27 protein-coding genes, 1 pseudogene and 1 riboswitch are annotated in these 23,853 nt (G+C 64.0%); of the genes and pseudogenes, 12 read left to right on the top strand and 16 right to left on the bottom strand.

Annotation, left to right across the window (positions count from 1 at the left end):
* The 8 genes from AC4FS3_RS17160 to AC4FS3_RS17125 all read right to left on the bottom strand — a co-directional run.
* Window positions 1-329, bottom strand: a 329-nt coding sequence (locus AC4FS3_RS17160) for a hypothetical protein (protein WP_491021555.1), incomplete at its 3' end; no start/stop codon positions are given.
* Between the two features lie 727 nt (window positions 330-1,056).
* Window positions 1,057-1,611 (bottom strand): AAA family ATPase, encoded by a 555-nt coding sequence (locus AC4FS3_RS17155; protein ID WP_491021554.1) that lies wholly within the window; start codon window positions 1,609-1,611, stop codon window positions 1,057-1,059.
* Window positions 1,612-1,698: 87 nt separating this feature from the next.
* Window positions 1,699-1,866: a 50S ribosomal protein L33 gene (gene rpmG / locus AC4FS3_RS17150; protein ID WP_023666545.1), complete on the bottom strand. Its 168-nt coding sequence runs from the start codon at window positions 1,864-1,866 to the stop codon at window positions 1,699-1,701.
* A 403-nt stretch (window positions 1,867-2,269) separates the two neighbouring features.
* Window positions 2,270-2,956: an adenosylcobinamide amidohydrolase gene (locus AC4FS3_RS17145; protein WP_491021553.1), complete on the bottom strand. Its 687-nt coding sequence runs from the start codon at window positions 2,954-2,956 to the stop codon at window positions 2,270-2,272.
* The gene (locus AC4FS3_RS17140) at window positions 2,953-3,696 is read right to left on the bottom strand and encodes an ABC transporter ATP-binding protein (protein ID WP_491021552.1); all 744 of its coding nucleotides are present in this window, start codon (window positions 3,694-3,696) and stop codon (window positions 2,953-2,955) included. The genes AC4FS3_RS17145 and AC4FS3_RS17140 overlap by 4 nt, the downstream gene beginning before the upstream one ends.
* Window positions 3,693-4,676: a FecCD family ABC transporter permease gene (locus AC4FS3_RS17135; protein WP_491021551.1), complete on the bottom strand. Its 984-nt coding sequence runs from the start codon at window positions 4,674-4,676 to the stop codon at window positions 3,693-3,695. Before AC4FS3_RS17135 ends, AC4FS3_RS17140 begins: the two co-directional genes overlap by 4 nt.
* Window positions 4,673-5,533: an ABC transporter substrate-binding protein gene (locus AC4FS3_RS17130; RefSeq protein WP_491021550.1), complete on the bottom strand. Its 861-nt coding sequence runs from the start codon at window positions 5,531-5,533 to the stop codon at window positions 4,673-4,675. The genes AC4FS3_RS17135 and AC4FS3_RS17130 overlap by 4 nt, the downstream gene beginning before the upstream one ends.
* A complete protein-coding gene (locus tag AC4FS3_RS17125; RefSeq protein WP_491021549.1) occupies window positions 5,533-7,431 on the bottom strand; it encodes a TonB-dependent receptor plug domain-containing protein in 1,899 nt (632 codons plus the stop codon). Before AC4FS3_RS17125 ends, AC4FS3_RS17130 begins: the two co-directional genes overlap by 1 nt.
* Before the next feature lie 138 nt (window positions 7,432-7,569).
* A riboswitch (cobalamin riboswitch) is annotated at window positions 7,570-7,808 on the bottom strand.
* Between the two features lie 172 nt (window positions 7,809-7,980).
* Between AC4FS3_RS17125 and AC4FS3_RS17120 the strand changes: the two genes are divergently transcribed.
* The 4 genes from AC4FS3_RS17120 to AC4FS3_RS17105 all read left to right on the top strand — a co-directional run bounded on the left by AC4FS3_RS17120 (window position 7,981) and on the right by AC4FS3_RS17105 (window position 12,010).
* Entirely contained in the window at window positions 7,981-9,426 is a 1,446-nt protein-coding gene (locus AC4FS3_RS17120; protein ID WP_491021548.1) for an amidase, read from the top strand.
* A gap of 145 nt (window positions 9,427-9,571) precedes the next feature.
* On the top strand, window positions 9,572-10,519 hold the full coding sequence (locus AC4FS3_RS17115; RefSeq protein ID WP_491021547.1) for a Gfo/Idh/MocA family protein: 948 nt from the start codon (window positions 9,572-9,574) through the stop codon (window positions 10,517-10,519).
* Window positions 10,516-11,226 (top strand): acylneuraminate cytidylyltransferase family protein, encoded by a 711-nt coding sequence (locus AC4FS3_RS17110; protein WP_491021546.1) that lies wholly within the window; start codon window positions 10,516-10,518, stop codon window positions 11,224-11,226. The genes AC4FS3_RS17115 and AC4FS3_RS17110 overlap by 4 nt, the downstream gene beginning before the upstream one ends.
* Complete coding sequence (locus AC4FS3_RS17105; RefSeq protein ID WP_283177456.1) at window positions 11,219-12,010, top strand: SDR family NAD(P)-dependent oxidoreductase; 792 nt, start codon at window positions 11,219-11,221, stop codon at window positions 12,008-12,010. Before AC4FS3_RS17110 ends, AC4FS3_RS17105 begins: the two co-directional genes overlap by 8 nt.
* Window positions 12,011-12,031: 21 nt before the next feature.
* Here AC4FS3_RS17105 and neuC read toward each other — a convergent pair whose 3' ends face one another.
* The 3 genes from neuC to thpR form a co-directional block, all read right to left on the bottom strand.
* Entirely contained in the window at window positions 12,032-13,156 is a 1,125-nt protein-coding gene (gene neuC, locus AC4FS3_RS17100; protein WP_491021545.1) for a UDP-N-acetylglucosamine 2-epimerase, read from the bottom strand.
* Window positions 13,153-14,193 carry an N-acetylneuraminate synthase family protein gene (locus tag AC4FS3_RS17095; RefSeq protein WP_491021544.1) on the bottom strand — a complete coding sequence of 347 codons (1,041 nt, stop codon included), beginning with the start codon at window positions 14,191-14,193 and terminating at the stop codon, window positions 13,153-13,155. Before AC4FS3_RS17095 ends, neuC begins: the two co-directional genes overlap by 4 nt.
* Before the next feature lie 83 nt (window positions 14,194-14,276).
* Window positions 14,277-14,843, bottom strand: a complete 567-nt coding sequence (gene thpR, locus AC4FS3_RS17090; protein ID WP_491021543.1) for an RNA 2',3'-cyclic phosphodiesterase — start codon at window positions 14,841-14,843, stop codon at window positions 14,277-14,279.
* A 260-nt stretch (window positions 14,844-15,103) separates the two neighbouring features.
* Between thpR and AC4FS3_RS17085 the strand changes: the two genes are divergently transcribed.
* The 4 genes from AC4FS3_RS17085 to AC4FS3_RS17070 all read left to right on the top strand — a co-directional run bounded on the left by AC4FS3_RS17085 (window position 15,104) and on the right by AC4FS3_RS17070 (window position 17,210).
* Window positions 15,104-15,577, top strand: coding sequence for an NUDIX hydrolase (locus tag AC4FS3_RS17085; RefSeq protein WP_491021542.1), 474 nt, complete (start codon window positions 15,104-15,106; stop codon window positions 15,575-15,577).
* Between the two features lie 126 nt (window positions 15,578-15,703).
* The gene (locus AC4FS3_RS17080; RefSeq protein ID WP_491021541.1) at window positions 15,704-16,171 is read left to right on the top strand and encodes a DUF1178 family protein; all 468 of its coding nucleotides are present in this window, start codon (window positions 15,704-15,706) and stop codon (window positions 16,169-16,171) included.
* 343 nt (window positions 16,172-16,514) lie between these two features.
* Window positions 16,515-16,769: a hypothetical protein gene (locus AC4FS3_RS17075; protein WP_491021540.1), complete on the top strand. Its 255-nt coding sequence runs from the start codon at window positions 16,515-16,517 to the stop codon at window positions 16,767-16,769.
* Window positions 16,770-16,931: 162 nt separating this feature from the next.
* Window positions 16,932-17,210 carry a hypothetical protein gene (locus AC4FS3_RS17070; RefSeq protein WP_491021539.1) on the top strand — a complete coding sequence of 93 codons (279 nt, stop codon included), beginning with the start codon at window positions 16,932-16,934 and terminating at the stop codon, window positions 17,208-17,210.
* A 194-nt stretch (window positions 17,211-17,404) separates the two neighbouring features.
* On the opposite strand, the gene AC4FS3_RS17065 is transcribed toward AC4FS3_RS17070, so the two are convergent.
* The 3 genes from AC4FS3_RS17065 to AC4FS3_RS17055 form a co-directional block, all read right to left on the bottom strand.
* Window positions 17,405-17,902 carry a MarR family winged helix-turn-helix transcriptional regulator gene (locus AC4FS3_RS17065; protein ID WP_283177450.1) on the bottom strand — a complete coding sequence of 166 codons (498 nt, stop codon included), beginning with the start codon at window positions 17,900-17,902 and terminating at the stop codon, window positions 17,405-17,407.
* A gap of 101 nt (window positions 17,903-18,003) precedes the next feature.
* A complete protein-coding gene (locus tag AC4FS3_RS17060; RefSeq protein ID WP_233092598.1) occupies window positions 18,004-18,297 on the bottom strand; it encodes an FAD assembly factor SdhE in 294 nt (97 codons plus the stop codon).
* Window positions 18,298-18,300: 3 nt separating this feature from the next.
* Entirely contained in the window at window positions 18,301-18,723 is a 423-nt protein-coding gene (locus tag AC4FS3_RS17055) for a helix-turn-helix domain-containing protein (protein ID WP_198835573.1), read from the bottom strand.
* Between the two features lie 96 nt (window positions 18,724-18,819).
* Here AC4FS3_RS17055 and AC4FS3_RS17050 point away from each other — a divergent pair, with 96 nt between their 5' ends.
* From AC4FS3_RS17050 to AC4FS3_RS17040, 3 genes and pseudogenes are all read left to right on the top strand, one after another.
* Entirely contained in the window at window positions 18,820-20,022 is a 1,203-nt protein-coding gene (locus tag AC4FS3_RS17050; protein ID WP_491021538.1) for a pyridoxal phosphate-dependent aminotransferase, read from the top strand.
* A gap of 47 nt (window positions 20,023-20,069) precedes the next feature.
* Window positions 20,070-20,430: pseudogene (locus AC4FS3_RS17045) on the top strand (DUF8817 family protein).
* Window positions 20,431-20,528: 98 nt separating this feature from the next.
* Window positions 20,529-20,927: a hypothetical protein gene (locus AC4FS3_RS17040; RefSeq protein ID WP_283177447.1), complete on the top strand. Its 399-nt coding sequence runs from the start codon at window positions 20,529-20,531 to the stop codon at window positions 20,925-20,927.
* A 120-nt stretch (window positions 20,928-21,047) separates the two neighbouring features.
* On the opposite strand, the gene AC4FS3_RS17035 is transcribed toward AC4FS3_RS17040, so the two are convergent.
* On the bottom strand, window positions 21,048-21,371 hold the full coding sequence (locus AC4FS3_RS17035; RefSeq protein WP_491021537.1) for a 2Fe-2S iron-sulfur cluster-binding protein: 324 nt from the start codon (window positions 21,369-21,371) through the stop codon (window positions 21,048-21,050).
* A gap of 346 nt (window positions 21,372-21,717) precedes the next feature.
* Between AC4FS3_RS17035 and AC4FS3_RS17030 the strand changes: the two genes are divergently transcribed.
* Window positions 21,718-22,323 carry a peptidoglycan-binding domain-containing protein gene (locus AC4FS3_RS17030; RefSeq protein ID WP_283177446.1) on the top strand — a complete coding sequence of 202 codons (606 nt, stop codon included), beginning with the start codon at window positions 21,718-21,720 and terminating at the stop codon, window positions 22,321-22,323.
* A 102-nt stretch (window positions 22,324-22,425) separates the two neighbouring features.
* On the opposite strand, the gene AC4FS3_RS17025 is transcribed toward AC4FS3_RS17030, so the two are convergent.
* The gene (locus tag AC4FS3_RS17025; RefSeq protein WP_491021557.1) at window positions 22,426-23,832 is read right to left on the bottom strand and encodes a Do family serine endopeptidase; all 1,407 of its coding nucleotides are present in this window, start codon (window positions 23,830-23,832) and stop codon (window positions 22,426-22,428) included.
* Window positions 23,833-23,853: the final 21 nt, after the last annotated feature.

Below are 23,853 nucleotides of genomic sequence, written 5' to 3'. Positions count from 1 at the left end.
GCCAGCCATAATCTGGTCCTCCTGAAAACGGGATAAGCATATCCCTGTGGGTGGACCACTTCAGTGGGGGCATCCCACTTCTCGCTGAGGGCTTCAAAGTGCCGCTGACCAGGCTCTGCACCTGGTTTGGGGTGCCGCGCCGGACGGTGTATTACCGACCGACCAAGGCGGCTCCGAAGATCGATCCGCGCTTTGCCGAGCCGATCAAAGCCATGATCGAGCAGGAACCGTCCTTCGGCTACAGGACGGTGGCCTGGCTTCTCGGCTTCAACAAGAACACGGTTCAGCGTGTCTTTCAACTCAAGGGCTGGCTGGTTCGAAAGCGTCATCACCCCGCACTGTCCGCAGCAGAACGGCATGGTCGAGCGTGTGATCCGGACACTGAAGGAGCAATGCGTCCATCGTCAGCGCTTCGACAGCAATGGCATCAACTCGGCCTGCTCCTCGGCCCAGACATCGGCGATGGTGCCAGGCTGTTTGCCATGTGGGGTGCCTCCGGGTCGATTTTTTCGACGCCGCGATGGCGAACGCGAGGCCCGAGGAGCTTGTCGGGAATTTCAGCGCCCCCCCCCCCGTCGTCCCGCACCAGGAAGAAGAAACAGGAATAATTGTCAGGTTCGGACGTTCTGGGTTGGCGGATCAGATTCGACGAACCAGGCGCTCACAGACGACCCTGTGTGCAAAATTGCGGGCAAATCTGTGGATAATTTTGCCGGGTCCCGGAGCCTCAGGCGAAGGGAGATTTTCTGCACGACGTAAGGGCTGAGCTGGCTTGCCGACACGCTTTCCAAAGAGCAGGCGGCGGCAAGCCAGCTCATGCGGAACTTTACACTTTTGGAGGTCGACCAAGTTTACACATGTCGCGCCAATTTACCTATAAGTTTCAGTTTTACTTATCATAATACACTTTTTTACACATCTTGCACATACATAATCTATCCAATTCATAGGTAACCGCGAATAAGCAGTCCGTCCGTCCGGGCCGGGCCTGGTAAGAACAGAAACCCCGCGCAGCCTTCCGGCAGCGCGGGGTTTTCGTTTGTCCGCCCCTGTTCCTTATCGCGGCTCAGCCCGGCCACGCCCGCCCGTGAACGCAGACTCCTGCGCCTGCAACCATGCCGCCACCTCGCGACGCGAGCGCAGATGGACCAGCTTGCCCCCTGCCGCTTCTGATCCGGCAAGCCGCGCCATCCCCTGACGCGCCGAATGGCGGGTGTTCCAGATCCAGGCCCAGAAGGCCAGGCTCTCGCGCCCCAGACGTTCGGGGCAGCCCTCGGGCAGATCGGGGCGGCTGCGGCCATAATGGCGAACAAGCCGCCAGAGCACGCGCCACATCCTGAGCCCCGGCGGCAGATCCAGCCAGATCAGCAGATCTGCCCGCCGGATACGATTATCCCAGGTGGCAGAATGCCCGCCTTCGAAAATCCAGGCCTCCCCCGCTTCTGCCTCATGACACAGCCGGGTCTTTTCCGCACGCGAGCGCTCCACCCAGCCCGATTGCCAGTGAATACGGTCGATATGGATGACCGGCAGGCCGGTGATCTGCGACAAGGCCCGCGCCAGTGTCGATTTCCCCGAGCCAGGCTGACCGATGATCATGATGCGCTGCATGCCAGGCTCTCCGGATTGTCTGTGCCGCAAAAGCGAAAAGGCCGCGCCCGGAGGGCACGGCCTTTCATCCCGAATGGGAGGCAGATCTTACTTGATCTTGCCTTCTTTATATTCGACATGCTCCCGCTTGACGGGGTCGTATTTCTTAACAACCATCTTCTCGGTCATGGTGCGGGCATTCTTTTTGGTCACGTAGAAGTGCCCGGTGCCCGCCGTCGAGTTCAGACGGATCTTGATCGTCGTCGGCTTCGCCATAGTCGTCTCTCCTGCATCGGGAAAGATGGCTTCCCCGCGAAATCTCTGAGCCAGCCTTTTAAGGGCATCCCTGCCAGTGTCAACAGTCAAAAATGCTCTGATGGGCGAGTTTCCGCAGCTGCGCCGCCTTCCCGCCGGCGGCGGCCGGGGAAGGCTCCGGCGGGAAGACTGGCAAGGCGCAAGATGACCGTGGCGGGGGCAAGCCAGAGACCTGCCGTTCCCGAGGATCGGGGCGCGTCGATGATGCAAGGCGGGGATCCTTCCGCCGTGACCGGGTCCGAAGCAGAATGCCGAAGACAGCCGAAACAGGAAACCGTGCCCTCTTAAAGGCTTCTTCAGCGCGCGTTTAAAGCTCCCCGGGTAAGATCCCACGTGAGAAGGGCCTTAGCCGGCCAGGAGAGATTTAGCGGGCGGGCTGCGCGCGCTGGTCCCGCAGCTTCTGCGCGCGCCAGGCCATCCATTCCGCGCCTGCCTGCGTCACCGATTTGCGCACGGCGGCACCCACTGCCTCGCCTGCCGCGGTATGGAGCCCGGCATAGCGCCCCTCGCCCGGCAGGCAGGCCAGCGCCAGGCAATCGGTGCCGGTTCCCGTGGCGCGGCCTGTGGCGAGATCCAGCCCGAGATCCATGATCGCGGCGGTGCGGGCCTCGACGGCAATGGTCAGCGCCTCGATCTGTGCGGTCTCTGACAGGGCGGCATCGGTGGTGACGAGGATATTCACCGTGCCAAACCCAGTCCCGTCGGCGCGGTGCCAGGGCAGGCGTCGCCCCACGGCTTCGGCATTCGAAAGGCCCAGCGTCACCAGCGCCGCCGCCCGGACGCCTTCCGCCTCAGCCTCGGCCAGCACCCGGCTCGATACATCGCGCGAGGTCATCATGCCAACCGTCGCCTGCATCGGAGCGCGGGCCATCTCGGCCCCGAACCAGTCTTCCACCGGGAAATGAGGCTTCAGATCCTCGTCGCGCACCTCACGCCAGGCGATGATATCGCCGGTCACAAACCCCGCGCCAAAAGGCGCATGGGACAGGATGCGCATCGGACCCGGCAATCGCGCAAAGAGCCAGGGCCGGGTGAGATGGTCACGGATCACCGGATCACCCCGAGCGGCTGGAAGATCAGCCCGTCCGGGCCTTCCGACAGATGGGCGCGGATGCCGAATGTGGCCGCAAGCCGCGCCGCAGTCAGCACCTCGCGCGGCGGGCCATCGGCGACCAGACGCCCGCGATCCATCAGCAAGAGCCGGGTGCAATGACGGGCGGCGAGGCCCAGATCATGGACGGAAGCCACCACCCCGCGCCCCTCGTCCGCCAGAGCGGCGAAGATCGTCATCATGCGGATCTGCGCCTCCGGGTCGAGACCGGCGCCGGGCTCATCGGCAATCAGCAACGGCGTCTCCTGCGCCAGCGCGCGGGCGATCAGCGCCCGCGCCTGTTCGCCGCCGGAAAGTTCGGTCGCAGGCCGGGTCGCGAAACCCTCAATCCCGAGGCGTCTCAGCGCCCATGCCACTGCCGGGTCGGCAGGATCTGCATGGCCCCAGGGTGCACGGCCCAGGGCCACCAGATCCGCAACCGAGACCGGCCAGGCAATCTCGCGCCCCTGCGGCAGGAAGGCCACTGTCCGCGCCCGTGCCCGTGCCGGCATCAGCGCAAGGCTCGACCGCCCCTCATGCGGTAAAAGCCCCAGAGCGGCGCGCATCAGCGTGGTCTTGCCGGCACCGTTCGGGCCGATCAGCCCGATGAATTCTCCCTCGCCCACCGTCAGCGAAACAGCTTCGACCACTGCGCGGGCGCCGCGCCGCACGGTCACCCTGTCCAGCGTCAGCAATGTCATGCCTCGACCCTCCGCATCTTCCAGATCAGGTGCAGGAAGAAAGGGGCGCCGACGAGGGCCGTCAGCACGCCGAGCTTCAGGTCGCGATCCGGCGCGATCAGCCGGGTCGCGATATCGGCGGCAAGCAGCACCGCGGCGCCGCCAAGGGCCGCCGCCGGCAAAAGCCGCGAGGGACTGGCGCCAACCAGCGGGCGCAACACATGCGGCACCACAAGCCCGACAAAGCCAATCGCCCCCGCCACCGCGACCGACGCGCCCACCGCCGCCGAACATCCGAGGATCAGCACGAGGCGCAGCCTTGCAGGGTGGATGCCAAGGCTTTCGGCTGCATCCTCGCCCAGCGTCATCGCATCAAGGCCCCGCCCGAGGCTCAGGAGCGCCACAAGGCCCACAAGGATAAACGGCGCCGCCAGCCAGACATGGGTGAAAGACCGGTCCGCGAGCGAACCCATCATCCAATAGACGATCTCGGCTGCGGCAAAGGGATTGGGCGAGAGGTTCAGGACCAGCGAGGTCGCGGCGCCGGCCAGCGCGGAAATCGCGATCCCGGCAAGGATCAGCGCCAGCGCACCGCCGCGCGGGCCGGCAAGCCCCAGGATCAGCAGCGAGGCCAGCCCCGCCCCCGCCAGCGCGGCCAGCGGCAAGGCCAGCGAAAAGGCCGCCGCAAGCCCGGTCTGCAGGGTCAGAACTGCGCCCAGGGCCGCCGAGGCCGAAACGCCGATCAGCCCCGGCTCGGCCAGGGGGTTGCGCAGATAGCCCTGCATCGCGGCGCCGGAGATCCCGAGCGCCGCGCCGATCAGCAGCCCGAGGAGCGCGCGCGGCAGGCGGATCTCCTGCATGACCAGCATAACCGGCCCGCCCTCGCCGCCCAGAAGCGCGCGCAGGCTTTCGCCAAGGCCCAGCCCTGCCGGCCCGATCAGAAGCGAGGCCGCAAACAGCGCCGCCACCAGCGCCAGCAACAGCGGGATCAGCATTTTCATTCCGCGCGCTCCCCCGCGTCTTTTGTGGCCGATGCGGCCTCCAGCCCCAGCCGCGCCGCGCGCATCGCCGCGACCGCGCGCAGGATATGCGGTGTGCCGCAGATCCAGTCGGCATCGCTGAAGGCCACCACCCCGGCCTCAGCCTGTAAAAGCGCCAGCGCGGGGTGGTCAAGGATCTCTTCCGAACGCGAGGCGCCGGGATAGGGTTTCGAGGTCACGACCAGGTCGGGCTGCGCCATCACGAGCAGCTCCATCGGCAGGACACCTCCGCCAGTGACGCCCGCGACCGCGCCGATATTGGCGAAACCGGTATGTGCCAGGACATCATCCGACAGGGTGCCCTTCCCCGTCGTATAGCCATTGGGATAGTAAAGTGCCGCCGGTTTCAGGGGAAGACCGGTCGCCAGCGCCGCAAGCCCGGCCTCGAATTCAGTGACCAGCGCCTCGCCCGCCGCCTCGCGCCCGAGATACCCCGCCACCTCGCGGATCTGCGCACTGACGCCCTCCAGCGAGGTGACCGGCGCGACCTGTTCCACCCGGATGCCAAGCCGGCGCAGAAGATCGACACTGGCGCGGGCGGTATAGGTGCCGGCCAGCACGAGACCGGGCCTCATGAGAAACACCTGCTCGGCGCCGCCCCGGTTTGCGGTATAGGCGGCGGCTTCCTCCGGCATGGAGGACGCCAGCGGGTCCGAGGCCAGATGGCTGACCGAAACGAGTTGCCCCGGCGCCGCCAGCATCATTGCCAGCTGATCGGTGCACAGGTTGATCGAGACCACCCGCCCCGGAGGGAGAAGAGGGTCGGCCGCCACCGGCAGGGCCCCAAGGAGCAGGACAAGGATGGCGGCGCGCAGCATCAGAACCGGGCCTGCAGCCCGAGCCAGGCAGTGCGACCCGGCGTGCCGTAGCCATGCGAGGATTGCCAGTGTTCACCGGTCAGGTTCTCGATGCGCAATGTGGCCCCGATACTGTCACTGATCTGATAGCTGAAGGCCGCGTCCAGCAAGGTGACGTCGGGCATGTCGAGGGCGGCAAAGCTGTTCACATGCCTGTCGCGGCGTCCGGCCAGATGGCTGAGGGTAAAGCGCGCCGAGACCCGCTCGCTGATCTCAGCATCCAGCGCGAGCGCCAGATTATGGCGCGGCACCGCCGTCAGGCGCGCGCCATTCGGGTCATGCGCATCGGTATAGGTATAGGCGAGCGTGAGGCTCAGCGTGTCGCTCAGCCTGGTTTTCGCGGCCAGCTCGACGCCTTTCGACACCGAGCTTCCCGCCAGATTGCCCAGCGTTGACCAGAAGGTCGCCGGATCGGCGGCGATGCGGTCTTCGACCTCGATGCGGAACGCCGTGAAAGACAGCGACGCACCTGTCCCGAAGGCATAATCTGCGCCCAGCTCGTATGAGACGCTGGTTTCGGGATCGAGATCGGGATTACCGGTGAAGAACAGCCCCGGATAATCACCGTACAGCTCGTCAAGCGAGGGCGCGCGGAAGCCCCGCGCGACTGCGCCGCGCAGGGTCAGCCCCTCGGCGGCTGCCCAGGCAAAGGAAAGCCGCCCGGTGCCAAAGCCGCCAAAGGCCGAATGGTCATCATACCGCAGTGCCGCAGTCACATCGAAGCCTTCGCGCGGCGACCAGGCAAGCTGGCCCCAGATGCCTTTGGTATCGGTATTACCCGAGCCTCCGGGCATGGCCGAGGTTTTCGCCTCTTCACGGTTGAAATCCGCGCCATAAGACAGGGTCAGCTGGTCAGACAGCGTGCTGGTCGCCTGCCAGTCCAGCGTCAGACGCTCGCCGGCAAAGGCGCTTTTGCCGTTCTCGTCATCCATATCGCGCTTGTTGCGTGAAAAGCCGATGCCCAGCACATGCAGCGTATTGCCGGTCTCCAGCTCTGCGAAGAGGCGCAGGCCAAGATCCTGGCGGCGCATCTCATTGGGCAGATCGGTGAAAGTATCGGTATAGCCATCGCCATTCGTATCGATATAGCCGTCATAATCGCTGCGGGTTTTTTGCCAGAAAGCGGCGCCCCCCAGCGTCACCAGATCCGAGACCCGGTAGCGCGCCGAAAACGACAGCCGGCTGGCCTCGGCGCCATCCGCCTCGGTGCCCCCGTCAAAGGCCGATATCCCGTCGGTGCGGAAATGGCTGGCATTCAGGGCCAGTTCAAGCTGGTCATCCTTTTGGGTCAGCCCCCAGGCAAGGCGGGCCGAATTATGGCTGCCCCCTTCGATGCGCACCTTCTGATGCAGCCCCGGCTCTGCCCCGGACAATGTCGAGATATTGATCACCCCGGCCACGGCCGAGCCGCCCCAAAGCGCCGATTGCGACCCGCGCAGCACCTCGATCCGGGCAATATCATCGGTCATCAGCGCGCCGAAATCGGTCGAGACCTGCACGCCGGACGGATCGTCAATGCGGATCCCGTCGATATAGACCGCGATATGACGCCCGTCGAAGCCCCGGATCCGCAAGGCGGTATTGGCACCAAAACCACCCTGGCTGATCACCGAGACCCCCGGCAATGTGCCAAGAAAATCCGCCAGCCGCAGATCGGCGCTTTTGTCCAGCTCGGCGCGGTCAACCACGCTGACCGAGACGCCGGTGCGCGCAATATCGGCCCCGTAACGCAGGGCCGAGAGCGTGATCGTACCCAGTTCAATAGGGGCATCGTTCTGTGCCTGCGCGCACGCGCTGCCGGCCGCACCGGCGGCGGTCAGCGCGGTGATCACTGCCAGACGGGAAACCCTGTGAAACATCTCTCAGCCCTTTCTTCGGAGCCACCGGTCGCTGACCGCCGCCCTGATGCGTTTTCGCCGCGGGGGAAAGCCCTCCCGTTGCGCATGAACGTCACCTCTGGCGGCACTCCGCCCTCCGCCGCACGCCCCGTGCGAGGGAAAGGGTGATCAGCAGCGGCAGGTCTCCTGGCTCGCGGGTCCGGGCGAACGGCTGGCCTTCCCGGACCTGCCCCTCTGAGGCACTTCCAGTGGCATCCTCAACCGCCGCTCACCGCTTACAGTTGCGGGGGCAGCTGTGGTCCCGGATCCCTGTGCAGAAAGGACCGGCCACATTCCCTATTCTCCGGAAAACCGCGCTTTGCGGGCGCGGCGCCGGAACCGTTGCTCTGTCCTCCATGCGATCCGCCCTTGCCCTCTGTCAAGCGGCTGACGGGGCGCAGGGTTGCGGCAGTCGCCGCTTTGGTCGCCCGGGTCACATGGTTGCGGTAACAGCCGGATGCGCGGCACCTCTGGACCTTTCCCGGGCGCCGCGTCCAGACTGGCATCGGGATGAATAACGGGGAATCGCAGATGATCGGGGATCTGGGCGCACGGGATGCGACCGAACTTGCGGGGCTGGTGGCAAAGGGCGAGGTCAGCCCGGATGAGCTGCTGGATGCGGCGCTGGCCGCGGTCGGCGCCCGAAATCCGGCAATCAACGCCGTGGTGCTGGTGCAGGAAGAGGTCGCGCGCGCTGAAATCCGCGCAGGCCTTCCGCGCGGGCCGTTTCGCGGCGTGCCCTTCCTGATCAAGGATCTGGGGCTCGAGGCAAAAGGGTTGCCGTCCCTTAACGGCACGCGGCTTGGTCCGGCCAGGACCTATGCCGCCGATTGCAATATGATGGCCCGGATGCGGGCAACCGGGGTGGTGACCTTCGGGCGCACGACAAGCCCCGAAGGCGGGGTCGGCATCGCAACCGAGGCCGCCGTCTATGGCGGGCCAACCCGCAACCCCTGGAACACTGACCATACCGCCGGCGGCTCTTCGGGCGGCGCGGCGGCGGCGGTCGCGGCGGGGATCGTCGCTTTCGCGCATGGATCAGACGGCGGCGGCTCGGTCCGGGTTCCGGCCTCGAATTGCGGGCTTTTCGGCTTCAAGCCAACCCGCGCGCGGCTGCCCGACGGGCCCTGGTCCGGCGAGGGCTGGGCCGGCATGGCGATTGACGGGTTCCTGACGCGTTCCGTCCGCGACACGGCGGTGATGCTGGATGCCTGCGAGGGACCTGACCTCGGTGCCCCCTATGTCGCGCCGCCGCTGGCAAAGGGCTACGGCCAGGCAATCTCGGCCCCGCCCCGGCGGCTGCGCGTGGCGATCTGCGACACGACCTTAACCGGCGCCGCGATTGACCCGGAGGTCGCGACTGCGGTGCGGGATGCCGGGCAGCTGCTGGAAAGCCTTGGCCACCATGTGGAGCCGGCGCGGCCAAAGGCGGATATCGGGGCAATGATGCGGGCCTGGACCGATATCGTTGCGGTCGGCACCGCGCTGACGATCCGGCAAAAGCTGAAAGGCCGCGCGCTGACGGCGGATCTGGTCGAGGGTGTCGGCCGCGGCGCGGTGAAACATGCCGAGGCGCTCGGGCCGCTGCGCTATCTGGAAGCGGTCGAGGATATCCATGATTTCGGACGCGAGATGGCGTATTTCTTCCGGCCTGAAACCGGCCACGGTTACGACATCCTGCTCTCGGCCACGCTGGCCGAGCCACCGGCCAAAGTCGGGCGCTTCAGCCATGAGACCGAGGATTACGTCGATTTCCGCCTCGGGCCGGGGCGCTGTTTCGACTATTCGCCTTTTGCCGCCGTGTTCAATGCAAGCGGCCAGCCGGCGGCGTCTTTGCCGCTCGGCTGGTCGGCCTCGGGCCTGCCGATCGGCGTGCATCTGGCGGCGCCCTTTGGCGCGGATGAGGAGCTGATCGCGCTGTGCGCCGAGGTGGAGGCGGCCGTGTACTGGAACCGGCGCGCAGCCCTGGCGGGGTGAGGCCTGACGGATCGGGCAACGGGGGGCTGTCTGCCCCCCGCGCGCGGTGCCCGCGCTCCCCCCGAGGATATTTTCGGACAGATGAAAAGGGCTGTTCGGCGCTGCAGGTTCATGCGATGCCGGACCGGGAAAGCGGAGGCTGGCGATGGTGGTGAAGGTTCTGGTGGTGGGTGCGGGCTCGATCGGGCGGCGCCATCATGACAACCTGCAGACGCTTGGGGCGCTGGCGAGCTTGCGCGGCTGGCGGGGATATGGTGCGGCCGGATTGCAGGCGGATCTGCGCGACCATGATGCGGTGGTGGTGGCGACCGCGACCGATGTGCGCGCCGAGGTGATCTGCGCGGCGGCGGATCGGGGTCTGCCGGTCTATGTGGAAAAGCCGCTTTCCTTTTCACCGGCAGAAGTGGAGGCGATCAGCACCTGCTCTGCGCCGGTCGCAGAACGTTCGATGGTTGGCTATATGATGCGCTGGCATCCGGCATTTCGCGAACTCGCGCGCCGCGATCTGTCGGATATTTTTCGGTTTTCCTTTGCGATTGGCCATGATGTCACCCAGTGGCGGCAGAACTGGTCCTTTGCGGAAAGCTATGCCGCGCAGGAGAAAGGCGGCGGTGTGCTGCTGGACCTGTGCCATGAGCTTGATATGGCGCAATGCCTGTTCCCCGGGCTGCAGACAGACGAGGTGCTGTCGCAGGGCCATGCCGGTTACCCGGGTGTTGATCTGGCGAGTTTCATCACGCTCAGGCAGCGTGACGGAGGGGCGGCGGGCTCGGTCGCAATGGATTACCTGACGCCGCGCCTGCATCGGCGGGCGGTGCTGCACGGTACCCGCCAGAGCTTTGACTTTGATTTCGCGGCCCAGATCTACCGGGTCCAGGACCTGGCGGGCGAGCGGGTGCTTGACCTGCCGCTGGAGCGCAATGCGATGTTCCTGGATGCGATGCGGGCCTTTCTGGCGCTGGTGGCCGGGCAAAGCCCCGATCCGGTCGAACATCTGCCGCGGCTGGACCGCGTTATCGCCTCGGCGAAACTCATCAGCGAGGCTTGGCAGAACCGCCGTTTCATCGGCCTGATCGATAAGGAACTCACATGATTTTGGGGCATATCGGCGCGCGCAAAGGGTCCAAGGGCGTGCCGCGCAAGAATTTCCGCGAGATCTGCGGCAAGCCGCTGATCGACTGGTCGCTGGATCAGCTGTTCGCGCATCCGGCGGTTGATGCGGTGGTGGTCTCGACCGATGACGAAGAGATCTATGATCATGCGGTGGCAAAGGGCGCGCTGAAAATCGGGCTGCGCCCGGCGCATCTCGCGACCGACCAGGCCGGAAAATGGGGGGTCTGGCAGCACGCGCTGGAGGCGTCACAGGCTTTGCTCGACCGTCCGGTGACGGCGTTTCTGGATCTTGACTGTACTTCGCCTTTGCGGCAGCCCGAGGATATCAGCGGCGCGCTGGATCTCTTCGCGGCCGAGGCGCCTGACATGGTGATGTCCTGCTGCGAGGCGCGCAAGAACCCCTATTTCAACCTCGTGGAACCCGATGCGAGTGGCGCGCTGCATGTGTCAAAACCGCTGCCCGGCGGGGTGGTCGCGCGTCAGCAGGCGCCGGTGGTTTATGAACATGCGGCCTCGACCTATGTCGTAGCACCCGATTATCTGCACCGCTCGAAAGGACTATGGGAGGGGCGCGTGATCCCTTACCTGATGCCACCCGAGCGCTGCGTCGATATCGACAGCCCGTTCGATTTCCGGCTGGTCGAGTTTTTGCTGAAAGAAGCTCAGGAAGGGGCGCATCATGGCTGATCAACTGAAAGGCCGCACGGTTTTCATCACCGGATCGGGTGGTGTGCTGGGCAGCACTTACGTGCGCCGCATGCTGGCCGAAGGCGCGCGGGTGGTCAGTTCCGACCTTGCCGGGAACCGGGCCGAGGCGCTGAAAGAGGCCCATGCCGGAAACGAGAATTTCCGCTTTTACGAGCTTGATGTGTCGGATGAAGATCAGATCGTAACCATTTTCAAACGCATCGAAAAAGACGGATGGGAGCCCAATGTCGTGCTCAACAATGCCGCCATTACCGGCGAGCTGTTGATGGGCGCAGGCAAGGGCTTTCCCGACTTTGCCGATCTTGAAGTGGCGGATTGGGAAAAGACCATGCGCACCAATCTGACCGCGCCTTTCATGATCGCGCGTCAGATGGATCGCGACATTGTCGGGCGTCGCCCCTGCACTCTGGTCAATGTCGCCTCGATGTATGCGCTGAACGGGGCGCATCATCGGATCTATGACGGGATGCCGTTCAAGAATTTCTCGGCTTATGGCGTCTCAAAGGCCGGGGTGCATGGGCTGACTGTCTGGCTTGCCGGGTACTGGGCCGGGCGCGGCGCGACCGTGAACACCATTGCCCCGGGCGCGGTGTTCAACGGGCATTCCGAGGAATTCCAGAAGCGCGTGGGCGAGCTGATCATGCTCGACCGGATGGCAAAGCCCGACGAGATCGCCGATGCGATGCTGTTCCTCGCGAGCCCGCAATCCGGCTATATCACCGGGCAGCTGATCAATGTGGATGGCGGTTTCTCGGGCTGGTAACGGCCCGCCCCTTGCGGCGTCTCAGTCGTGAAACGCCTTTTGCAAAGGCCGGTCCCAGAAAGCGGGGTCGGCCAGCACTTCGACGAAACGATCCGCCGCAGCGCCTTCGCCAAAACCCGCATCGCGGGGCGCTTTGTTGCCCCAGGCATTGGTAAGAAAACCGAGGATCGCCGCGCGGTCAAAGGCCGACACCGCCGTGACCGAGGCCGCATCTGAACGGTTGGTCTGCCGCGTGCCCACATCCAGCGAAGACACGCCCAGAAACGGCGCCTCGCGCACGCCCGCCGAGGAATTGCCCACGATACAGGCGGCGTTGCGCATCAGTTCGGAAAAATGCGCGAAGCGCATCGAGGGCAGCACCCGGAACCGTGCCTTCGGCAAAGCATCCAGCACCCGGAAAATCGCCTCTGAGCCTGGGTCATTATTCGGCGCGATCACCACGAAATTGCGCTGGCTGTCGGTCAGAGCCGCGAAAAGCGCCTCGGCCTGGGCGCCCATTGTCGCCTGTTCCGAGGTCACCGGGTGGAAGGTCGCGATGCCGTAATCGGCAAAGGGGATCGCATAGCGCGCCCGCACCTCGTCCAGCGTCACGCCCGAGGGGCGGGCGTGGAAATCCAGCTCCGGCGAGCCGATCACATGGATCACATCCTCGGGCTCGCCAAGCGCCATCACCCGGCGTTTCGCTGTCTCGGAGGACACGAAGTGATGCGTGCAGAGCTTGGTATTGCAGTGGCGAAACACCTCGTCGATGGTCCCTGAAACCTCGCCCCCCTCGATATGGGCCGAGCGGATGTAATTCGTGGCCGAAACCAGTGCGCCCGCCATCGCCTCGATCCGGTCACCATGGAGGACGATCAGATCCGGGCGGCTTTCGGTGACAAAATCCGAAAAGCCGGTTACGGTTTTCGCCAGCACGATATCCTGCGGATCGCCGGGGCGCTGGTTCAGAAATTCATGCGTCGCAACGCCGGGCTGGCGGCGGACCTCATGCGCGGTCAGCCCATAGCGGGTCATCATATGCATGCCGGTCACGAAAAACGTGACCTCATGCCCCGCCTCACGCGCCGCCGCCGCAAGCGGCTCCAGCTTGCCGAAATCGGCGCGGGTGCCGGTGAGGAAGAGGATCCTGCGCGGCACCGACGTCACGCCAGATCGCTCCATTTCAGCTGGGTATTGCGCGTGACCGCGCGTGTCAGACGCTTGCCGATCAGCTTGTCGAACTCATAGGCCGGGATTTCGCCCGAGCCCGGGCGCCGCGCCCAGATATCGATCTCATGGATCACATGGCCTTCCGGCAGGTCGCGATCCGCCACCACCGAGCCGCGCGCGAAACGGTAGACATCCTCTTCCGGCGCCGAGCGTTGCTTCGGGTTGTTCGCCGCGATCCAGATCTCTTTCGAGCGGTCGATCAGCAGGCGCAGCTCCGCCGGGTCCATCGAATTGATGATGTCCGGGCCCTTGCGGTAGCGCGAATCCGTATAATGGCGTTCGAGGATCGTGGCACCAAGCGCGACCGAGGCCAGCGCCATTTCCGGCCCGATGGAATGGTCAGAGAAACCAACAACCGCGTTCGGGAAGGCGTCTTGCAGCTCGGTCACACCGCGCAAAGATACGATCTCCGGCGGGCTCGGGTAAAGATTGGTGCATTCCAGCAGCGCATAGGGCACGCCCGAGGCATCGAGAATATCCACGCTCGCGCGGATCGTGTCGATGGTCTGCATACCGGTCGACATGATCACCGGCTTGCCCTTTTTCGCGATATGGCGAATGAGCGGCAGGTTATCGGCCTCTCCGCTGCCGATCTTATAGGCTGGCACATCCAGCGTTTCGAGGAAATCGGCCGCTGCACGCGAAAACGGCGTCGAGATCCAGATCATCCCGAGGCTTTCGGTATAGCGTTTCAGCTCTGCCTCGTCGCTCTGGTTCAGGGCACAGCGCGCCATCACCTCCCAGATCGAGACATCGGCGTTCGGCGGGAAGATCTGCTTCGCCTCATCCGTCATCTCGTCTTCGAGAATATGGGTCTGGTGCTTGATCATCTCGCAGCCGGCCCCGGCTGCAAGACGCACCATCTCTTTCGCGACATCCAGATCGCCGCCGTGATTGATGCCGATTTCGGCGATGACCAGCGGCGGATGGGCGGGGCCGATCTCGCGGCCGGCAATGGTGATGGAACGGGTCATCGGCAGGTCTGCTTTCTGTCCTGGACTGATCATGTAAGCTCTGCCCGTGCTGCACCCCTGCCCCGGACTTGTCAAGGAAGCGGTCAGGGATCGCGCGGCGGGCGGCGATGCTGCGCAAACGGATAACGGGCAAGCTCGGCATAGCGGGGGCCGCCCGCGGTCAGCACGCTTTGCCAGAGCACAATCTCATCAACATGCCAGGGGCCGGCAGCAAAGCCCGCCCCGGCCGCGATGCCGCGTTCCAGCCGCATCAGCGTGGCAGGATCGGGACGGCTGAAACGGCCAAGCGTCACATGAGGCACGAAACGGCGATGCGGAAGATCAAGCCCCGCGCGCCGACCGGCCGCCTCGACCGCAGCCTGCAGCGCGACAAGCGACAGTGAGGGCGCGACCCCGGCCCAGGCGCTGTGCGGTTTGGTGCCGCCAAAAAGCCCGAGCCCTGCCAGCGACAGCGGAAAGCGCGGCAGATGCAGATCGGACAGCGCGACATGCAATGCATCCGCGAGGTCATCGGCGAGATCCTCACAAAAGAGCAGCGTCAGATGCAGCTCCTCAGCCGCAATCCTGCGATGCAGCGGCAAAAGGAATTGCTGCAGGACAAGCGCCTCGCGCACAGATGCCGGCATATCCAGCCCGATGAAAATCCGCATCAGCCTTCCTCACATCCCGCCCAGGCGGGGATTTTGATCCGGCACACCGTCACAATCTTGTGCATATTAGCCTCACAGACAGAAAATCTTGATAAATCTCTATATAACCATAGGCCGGGCGGCGCGCGTCAGGCACAATGAACCATATGTATAACAGACTCCCGGGCCCGCAGGGTTTTGCTGCAACGGCCGAACGGGTGCGAAGGTAGCTGGTAAATAATATGAACAAAGAGGTCAGGCTAGCGCATCGGGATTCCGATTTGGAAATCAGGCTTCAGCTTGCGGCATTGTGCTGGAATGAAAGCAAGGACGGCACGCGGATTCTGTTGATCACCAGCCGGGACACCGGCCGCTGGGTGCTTCCCAAGGGCTGGCCGATGGCAGGTCGCAGCAATGCCGATGCCGCGCTGACCGAGGCCTGGGAAGAGGCCGGGGTGACCGGGGCAGCCGATGGGTTTCCGGTTGGAAATTACAGCTATGACAAGGTTCTGTGCCGCGACACCGATCTGGCGCTGCGCTGCGATGTCGAGGTCTATCCGGTACGGGTCGCCAGCCTTGCCCGCAAATATCCCGAATATCGTCAGCGGCGGCGCAAATGGTTCAGCCCGGAAAAAGCGGCGCGCAAGGTTGACGAGCCAGATCTGCAACAGCTGATCCTTGCCTTCGCGGCAGGTAATGCAAAACCGAACGGCGCAAAGCAGGATGGGTCAAAGCAGGATGGCGGTCAGGTCTGACCTGCTTCCTTCGACCGGCTCTGACAGGATCCGGTGGCTGTGGCCTTGACCCGCGCCCGGGAAACACTAGCTTCCCCGCTATATGGCCCGGCACCAAAGGCCCGGGCCAGCAGGAGATTACGAAGAATGATCCGCTACACGCTGCAATGCGAGGCAGGCCATGGGTTTGAGAGCTGGTTCGCCGACGGCCAGGCCTTTGACAGCCTGTCGCGCGCCGGCCACCTCGCCTGCCCGGTCTGCGGCAGCGCGCATGTTGAAAAGGCGCTGATGACCCCCTCGCTTGGCCCCGCCCGCAAGGCGGCACCCAGCGGGGTAACGCCGTCTTCGGGCACGCCCGAAGCCCCCCCTGCTGCGTCACCGGTCCCCTCGCGCGCCGAGATCGAAAATGCCCTGGCTGTTTTGCGCCGCGAGGTCGAAAAGAACTCGGAATATGTCGGTGTGAACTTCGCATCCGAGGCGCGCCGCATCCATGACGGCGATGCGCCCGAGCGCTCGATCTATGGCGAGGCCAGGCCGGAAGAGGCAAAGAAACTGCTGGAAGACGGCGTGCATGTGATGCCTTTGCCGTTCCTGCCACGCCGCAAAGCCAACTGAGCCCCCCTCCCGCGGGAGGCGACGCGACCAGCGAGGCAGGCCATTCCTGATCCGGCCTCGCGCTCTGCAGGGTGGAACTGTTCGGGTTTTGACTGTCAGTGCTGTGGGTTGTGAAAGCGTTCGGCGTTACCGGACATTCCAGCATGCGCTGCGTCGCCGCCTCGGCAGACCTTCCGGTTCGTCCGTGCGGTCTCCGGCGACGAGAAGACGCTCTCCTTCGCGCGACCAGCTGAGCCCCCCTGCTCCGTGGGGCTTCCAGAGCCAGTTCCCGGACATTCCCCGCCTGGCTCTGAGGAAAGGGTATCCCGTTTCTTTGAAGTTACCTCATTGAAATTGTTTAATCATGAAGCGCACCAGTTTTCGAAGGATGAAGGAGCGCATCGAGCTGGCTGCGCCGCCCGATCCCCACTGTCAGCGCATCCCTGGCCAGAGTGGCGCCGTGTCCGCCTTCATGGACCGCCCGACAATCTCCTGGCAGAAGGAGAAGGGGCATTTTCCTGACAAACGGTCCGTTGTAACTGCGATGCAGTGGCAGCCGTTCGCGGCGCATATGCGCGTGAAACCGGCCCGCCAATTCTGGTGGGGTCAGTCCGCCTGAATGCCCCGGTTGTGGATGTTATCTGCGATGTCCGAGCGCTCCATGACGTCTTTTGCTTTTCCCGACATCCTGGCCGGGCCTTCAGGACCCTGATCCGCATCAGCCGTTCGATCCGGTGAGGCCCGCAGCCCCGCGCGGCTCCCGCCGCGCAGGACCCGGCAGGTGGTCAACGTGGCGCCGTATAGCCTCGACGCGGATTTTCGGGGGCATCACCCCGACTTCGGCGGCCCATTGAACAAGCCGGAACGGTTAAACCTGGTGGGCCTGATGCAGATCTTCTGCTCGGTCCTCTGCAAACCGCATCCGGCGGCGCAACTCGCGCCCTGCGACATTGAGGTCGCGTCTGGACTGCACCACAAAGACACCTTGATTCCTCAGTGGCCCTACCGCCCCAGCTTTGACCTTAATTATCCAGATCTGCACGACCCGGAGCCCTCGTGACGATCTTATCTTCCTGTGCGGCATTGCGACAGCAGGCCACATTCCCTCACGACCAGCAAAGTGCCCCCTGCGGAAATGTGAGGCCCTTCAGGCCGTTGAGATAAACGGCGGCAGGACGGCTTTCACGGCCATGTCCTCACGCCGGTCCGGGAGAGGTGCGCCCCGGACGCCATCCCCGCAGGCAAGGTGATATCTCAGTAGATATAGCGGATCTGTTCGGTCCAGAACCGCTCCATCCGGCGCAGCGAGGTATTGATCTCATCCATGCCGCTGACATCGATCACACCGCGTTTTTCGAGGCCCTCGGCATGGCGCAGGAACAGGTCCGAGACCTGATTGCGCAGGATCCGGCCCTTTTCCGTCAGCCGCACCCGCACCGAACGGCGGTCGATTTCCGACCGCTGATGGTGCATATAGCCAAGATCGACCAGCTTCTTGAGATTGTAGCTGACATTCGAGCCCTGGTAGTAACCGCGGCTTTTCAGCTCGCCCGCGGTCACCTCATTTTCGCCGATGTTGAACAGAAGCAGGGCCTGGACCGGGTTGACCTCCAACACGCGCAGGCGCTCGAACTCGTCCTTGATGACATCAAGCAGCAATCTGTGCAGGCGTTCTACCAGGCCCAGATTGTCGAGATAACAGGAGAGGAACGCTTTCTGCGATCCATCGAGGACGGATTGATGGAGGGACATTTGTACTTTGCTCCGCACGTAACAGACGGAGACAGAATCAGCACAAAGCACAAACATTCCGTAAACTCGCGACGATTTTGCCGCGATTTATCGCGAAAGGATCAGCCTGCGAGCCGGGTCGCCGCAAAATCCGCGATGCGCGGCAGCAAAGGCGCGGTCCAGTCCGGGGCAGGAACCGTGCCCAGAACCCAGGTCAGAAGGTCCTGATCATTCTCGGATAAAAGCCGGTCATAAAGATCCAGCTCTTCCGCCGTCAGCCCCGCCAGCCCGGCATCGGCAAAGGGCCCGAACACAAGGTCCATCTCTTTGATGCCGCGGCGCCAGCTGCGCATCCGCATCCGGCGGAGCCGGGCGTCATGGCTTTCCCCCGGCACCGCCCCCTCTTTCGCAACCATCGCTCACTCCTGCCGCAAAGCCTGTCTGAGCCGCTTTTCCACCGTTGCGATCTCCTGCACAAGCCCCGCCGCCTTTGCCCTGAGCCGCGTCAGGTCGGCCAGGGCATCGCTCAGCGCCACTGGCATTGCCTCCGCCTCCGGCAGGCCCAGCCCGTCGCCCTCGGCCGTGAGGAGCCAGGCGAGCGAGACATTCAGCATCCCCGCCAGCGTCGAAAGCCGGTTGCCCCGCGGCTCTGCCATATCGTCTTCCCAGGCCTGCAGCGTGGTCAGCCGCACCCCCAGCCGTTGCGCCAGATCTTCCTGGCTCAGCCCGGCCGCCTCGCGCGCACCGGCAAGCCGGTCGCCAAAAGTTGCCACATCCGCCGAGAACCAGTCCTCGGGCGCCAGATCCACACCCGGCTCACGTCCTGTGCTGCTTTCCGCCATCACGCCTCTCCTTTGCTGATATCGCTTGTATGAACGGGGGGGCGAACTTAAGACCCGAGACCGGAAAATGCAAACAATCCCACCGGAGACCCGGAAATGGCCTTTCTGTCCGATACGCTTGCCCGCGTGAAACCCTCGGCCACGATCGCGGTCACAAACAAGGCGCGAGAACTGGCGGCAGCCGGCAAGGATGTGATCGGCCTTGGTGCCGGCGAGCCGGATTTCGACACGCCGGTCCATATCCGCGATGCCGCAAAGCGTGCGATTGATGCGGGCAAGACCCGCTATACCGCCGTCGATGGCATCCCCGAACTCAAGGCCGCGATCTGCGCGAAATTCCTGCGCGAGAACGGCCTTACCTATACGCCGAACCAGGTGACGGTGGGCACCGGCGGCAAGCAGATCCTCTTTAACGCGCTGATCGCCACGCTGAACAAAGGCGATGAGGTGATCATCCCGGCGCCCTACTGGGTCAGCTATCCCGATATGGTGCAGCTGGCGGGCGGCACCCCGGTCGAGGTGGTCGCGACGCTCGAGAATAATTTCCGCATCACCCCCGAACAGCTTGAGGCCGCGATCACGCCAAAGACCAAATGGCTGATCTTCAACTCGCCCTCGAACCCGACCGGTGCGGGCTATAGCCGCGCCGAGCTGAAGGGTCTGACCGATGTCCTGATGCGCCACCCGCATGTCTGGGTGATGTCGGATGACATGTATGAACATCTGGTGTTCGACGATTTCGAATTCACCACGCCCGCCCAGATCGAGCCGGGGCTTTATGACCGCACCCTGACCTGCAATGGCGTCTCGAAAGCCTATGCGATGACCGGCTGGCGGATCGGCTATGCGGCAGGCCCCGTGGCGCTGATCAGGGCGATGGGGACGATCCAGTCACAATCGACCTCGAATACCTGTTCCGTGAGCCAATGGGCGGCGCTCGAGGCGCTGAGCGGGCCGCAGGACTTCCTCGCCGACTGGCGCCGCGTCTTCCAGGGGCGCCGCGATCTGGTGGTCTCGATGCTGAACAAGGCGACCGGCATCACCTGCCCGAAACCGGAAGGCGCCTTCTATGTCTATCCGGACATCTCGGGCTGTATCGGCAAGGCGACACCCGCAGGCGTGGTGATCACCAATGACGAGGTCTTTGCGACGGCACTTCTGGAAGAGACCGGGGTTGCTGTCGTCTTCGGATCGGCCTTCGGCCTCAGCCCGAATTTCCGCGTGAGCTACGCCACCTCGGATGAGGTACTGCGCGACGCCTGCGACCGGATCCAGCGGTTTTGCGCGAGCCTTGTCTGAGCGATAACCTCCGATCATGATCGGTGGAGCGCAGCATGGGGGAAGCCATGACCCGGGACCGGATCACCGCCAATCTGCCGTCGCGCGATATGCGGGCGACGGCAGAGTTCTATGCCAGGCTTGGCTTTGCCACGCGCTATTTCAGCGAGGGCTGGATGATCCTCGGGCGAGGCGCACTGGAGCTGGAGTTTTTCGCCTGGCCTGATCTTGATCCGGCAAAGAGCAGTTTCGGCCTGTATCCGGGTGGATGACCCGGATGCATTGCTTGGAGAATGGCAAAAGCTCGGCCTCGCAGCCGGGGGGATCCCGCGTCTCACCGGGTTTTTCCGTCCGGAGGGTGCGCCGCGGATGTTCGCGCTGATTGATCCTGAGGGATCTTTGCTGCGGGTGATCGACAACCGCGACTGAGATGGGCGGGCATCAGCAGGGGCTGGTTTTTATAGGAATTTGCGCTTAAATCAGCCGGATTGACGGTTTTTGCCCATGGCGCCAGGAATAGTCCCGACATGTCCGACAGCTTACCCCCCTATTACTTTCGTATCCGGGAAAATGGGGCCTCGGTCTGCCGGGTGGACACAGAAAACCGCCAGCGCCGCATCGAGCTGGACGAGATCGCCAGCGTCAATGTGAAGAATGGAAATATCCGGCCACACGGGGATCGCGAGCTGTCAGAGGCAGATCTTGAGGCGATCCGCACCTGGATTGCAAAGCGGCGCGCGCTGCTCGACGCCCGCGAGACGGATGACATCCTGCGCACCGTGGATCATCTGAACATGACCTCGCAATGGGCCCAGTCAAAGGCCAGTGATGCGCAGCTTGACGAGGTCACCGATGCCCTGCTGCTTGCGATGCATGACCTGCGCAGCGTCCTGGTGCGCAGGAAGGCCGAGCGACTGACGACCTGAGGTGCAACAGCGGCCAGAGGCGCCGGAATTCATCGAATTCCGGTCAAATTTCTTTTAAGAAATTTTCCAAGATTTTTTCTGAAAAATCTTAGCCCGCCCGTCGACGCCCCTCATGCGGGGTCAGATCTGCTTCTCGGGCATATGCACGATCAGCCCATCCATTGCCGGCGTAACCTTCAGCTGGCAGGTCAGGCGCGATCGAACCGGATCCGGGTTCCAGGCGAAATCCAGCATATCCTCTTCCATCGCATCTTTAGCCGGGATCTTATCCACCCAGGCCGGATCGACATAGACATGGCAGGTCGAGCAGGCGCAGGCACCGCCGCAATCAGCCTCGATACCAGGAATGCCGTTGTCGCGGGCCCCTTCCATGACTGTCAGGCCAGAGGCGACCTCGACCTCATGCTGTTTGCCGCCGAATTCTATATAGGTGATCTTCGCCATTGCCGTCCCCGGTTTCCGTCTGTTTTCTGGGGCCCGTAAGCCGGGCCCGGCGCTGAATTCCCTGTCTTGCCCATGACATATGTCATCCCGCGCCGCTGTGCCAGAGCAGTCACCACACAGTCGAATTGCGACAAACAGGGTTTCCCCACGCCTCCGGCCCCCGCAGGATCGCCATGTACAGAATGACCATGTGTTTTCCTTGCCCTGCGCGTGCCGCTTGTTGCCACCCTCTCCCGATGCGGATAGCCTTACAGCCTGAGCGGGTGCCCGCAGCAGCGCCGGACCAGACAGGATCCTCAGGGACTGATCGGGCCTGCCGGTGACCGGAAAACAAGAGCAGAAGCCGATGACCCCCTCTGACCTGCCCTGCCTAGCTGCGCCGCATCAGGGCTTCGCCCATGACAGGGCAAACCCATATCGCAAGCGGTATCTCGCCTGCCTTATCCCTGTCGTGCTGATCCTCGCCGCCTGCACCGGCGCGGGCACTCCCAAAGGCCCGACCCGCGCCGATTTCTCGGCCGAGCTGGTAGATCTGAAGGGAAAACCCGGGCCGCCCCAGGGGCCGAAGGGCGCCTGCTGGCAATCTGACATCCGCCCGGCGGTCATCGAGACGGTCACGGAACAGGTCCTGGTCTCGCCCGAGACCCGGGACGAGGCCGGTACGCTTCTCACCCCGGCGCGCTTTGCGTCCGAGGCCCGGCAGCGCATTGTCACGGATCGCAGCACGGTCTGGTTCCGCGTGCCCTGCCCCGAGGTTATGACGCCCGAATTCATCGCCACCCTGCAACGGGCGCTCAAGGCGCGCGGCCTTTATCTTTTGCCGCTGACCGGGGTGACAGACGGGCCAACCCGCAAGGCGCTGCGGAGCTGGCAGCAAAGCCGAGGGCTCGATTCCGACCACCTCTCGCTTGCAGCCGCGCGCGAGCTGGGTCTTGTGGTCGGGGACTTCTGACCGCGTCCCGCAGCTTTGCCCTGAGACGCTGGCCCCGCCCGCGCAAAAAGGCGGCAAGGTTTCCCCCGCCGCCCCGATGTCAGGCCCGGTTCAGGGCCAGGCTCACTTCACCAGCAGGGCAACGAAGCGCTGATCGCCACCACGGCTGAAGCGCAGCAGCACCGATTTACGGCCCGCCTTTTTCGCGTCCTCGATCCGGTCCTTCAGATCCTGCACGCGCGCGATTTTCTGCTGGCCGACTTCGGTGATGACATCGCCCTCGCGCAGCCCCTTGGTCCAGGCTTCCGAGGTCTGATCGATGCCCGCAACCACCAGCCCCTCGGTCGAACCCGGCAGGCCAAGCTGATCGCGCAGCGCATCTGTCACCAGTTCCAGCTGCATCCCGAGGATCTCAAGCTGCCCCTGCGGCACCTCCTGCGGGTCGGCCGAGGCCGGATAGGTCTTCGGCTCCGCCTCTTCGCGCCGCCCCAGCGTCACATTCAGCGTCTCGGAACCGCCATCGCGTATAACCACGACCGGAACCGCCTCGCCCACCGGCGCATCGGCGACACGGCGGGTCAGATCGCCGGCGCTTTTCACATCCTGACCGTTGAAAAGCTGGATCACGTCGCCTGCGATCATGCCCGCCTCTCTGGCAGGGCCCTCCGGCACATCCGTCACCAGCGCACCGGTGGCAGTGGCCAGCCCCATCGCCTCGGCAATATCCGGGGTAACGTCCTGAATGCGCACCCCCAGCCAGCCGCGCCGCGTCTCGCCATATTGTTTCAGCTGATCGACAACCTTGGTCACCACATTCGAGGCCATCGAGAACCCGATCCCGATCGAGCCGCCGGTCGGCGACAGGATCGCCGTGTTCACCCCGATCACCTGGCCATCCAGATTGAACAAAGGCCCGCCCGAATTGCCGCGGTTGATCGCGGCATCGGTTTGCAGATAGTCGTCATAAGTACCCGAAAGTTCGCGATTTCTGGCAGAAACAATCCCCGCCGAAACCGAGAAGCCCTGGCCAAGCGGGTTGCCCATCGCGACCACCCAATCGCCCACACGGGCCAGATCGGAATTGCCGAAGGACACGAAGGCCAGCGGCTTTTCGGTCTCGACCTTCAATAGGGCGATATCGGTCTGCGGGTCGGTGCCGATCAGTTTCGCCGGCAGTTTATCGCCACCGAAAAACTCGATGGTGATCTCATCGGCGCCTTTGATGACGTGATCATTGGTGACGATATAGCCGTCTTCCGAGACCACGAAACCAGATCCGAGCGCTTCAGAGCGTTGCGGGCCGGAATTGCCCCTGCCCCCGAAATCCTTGAAGAAATCTTCAAGCGGGCTGCCTTCGGGCACGATCGGGCCACCATCCGAAGGGCGCGAGACCACGGAAGAGGTTGTGATATTGACCACCGCAGGGCTGATCTTTTCGGCAAGATCGGCGAAAGTATCAGGGGCGCCGAAGGCCAGCACCGGGGCCGGCGCAGTAAAGGCAAGCCCGGCGCTGAGCGCGAGCGCCAGCATCGTGCTGTTGCGCAACCCGGT

The organism is Pseudogemmobacter sp. TB195, assembly GCF_058313095.1.
This window is presented reverse-complemented; position numbering and strand designations above follow the sequence as displayed.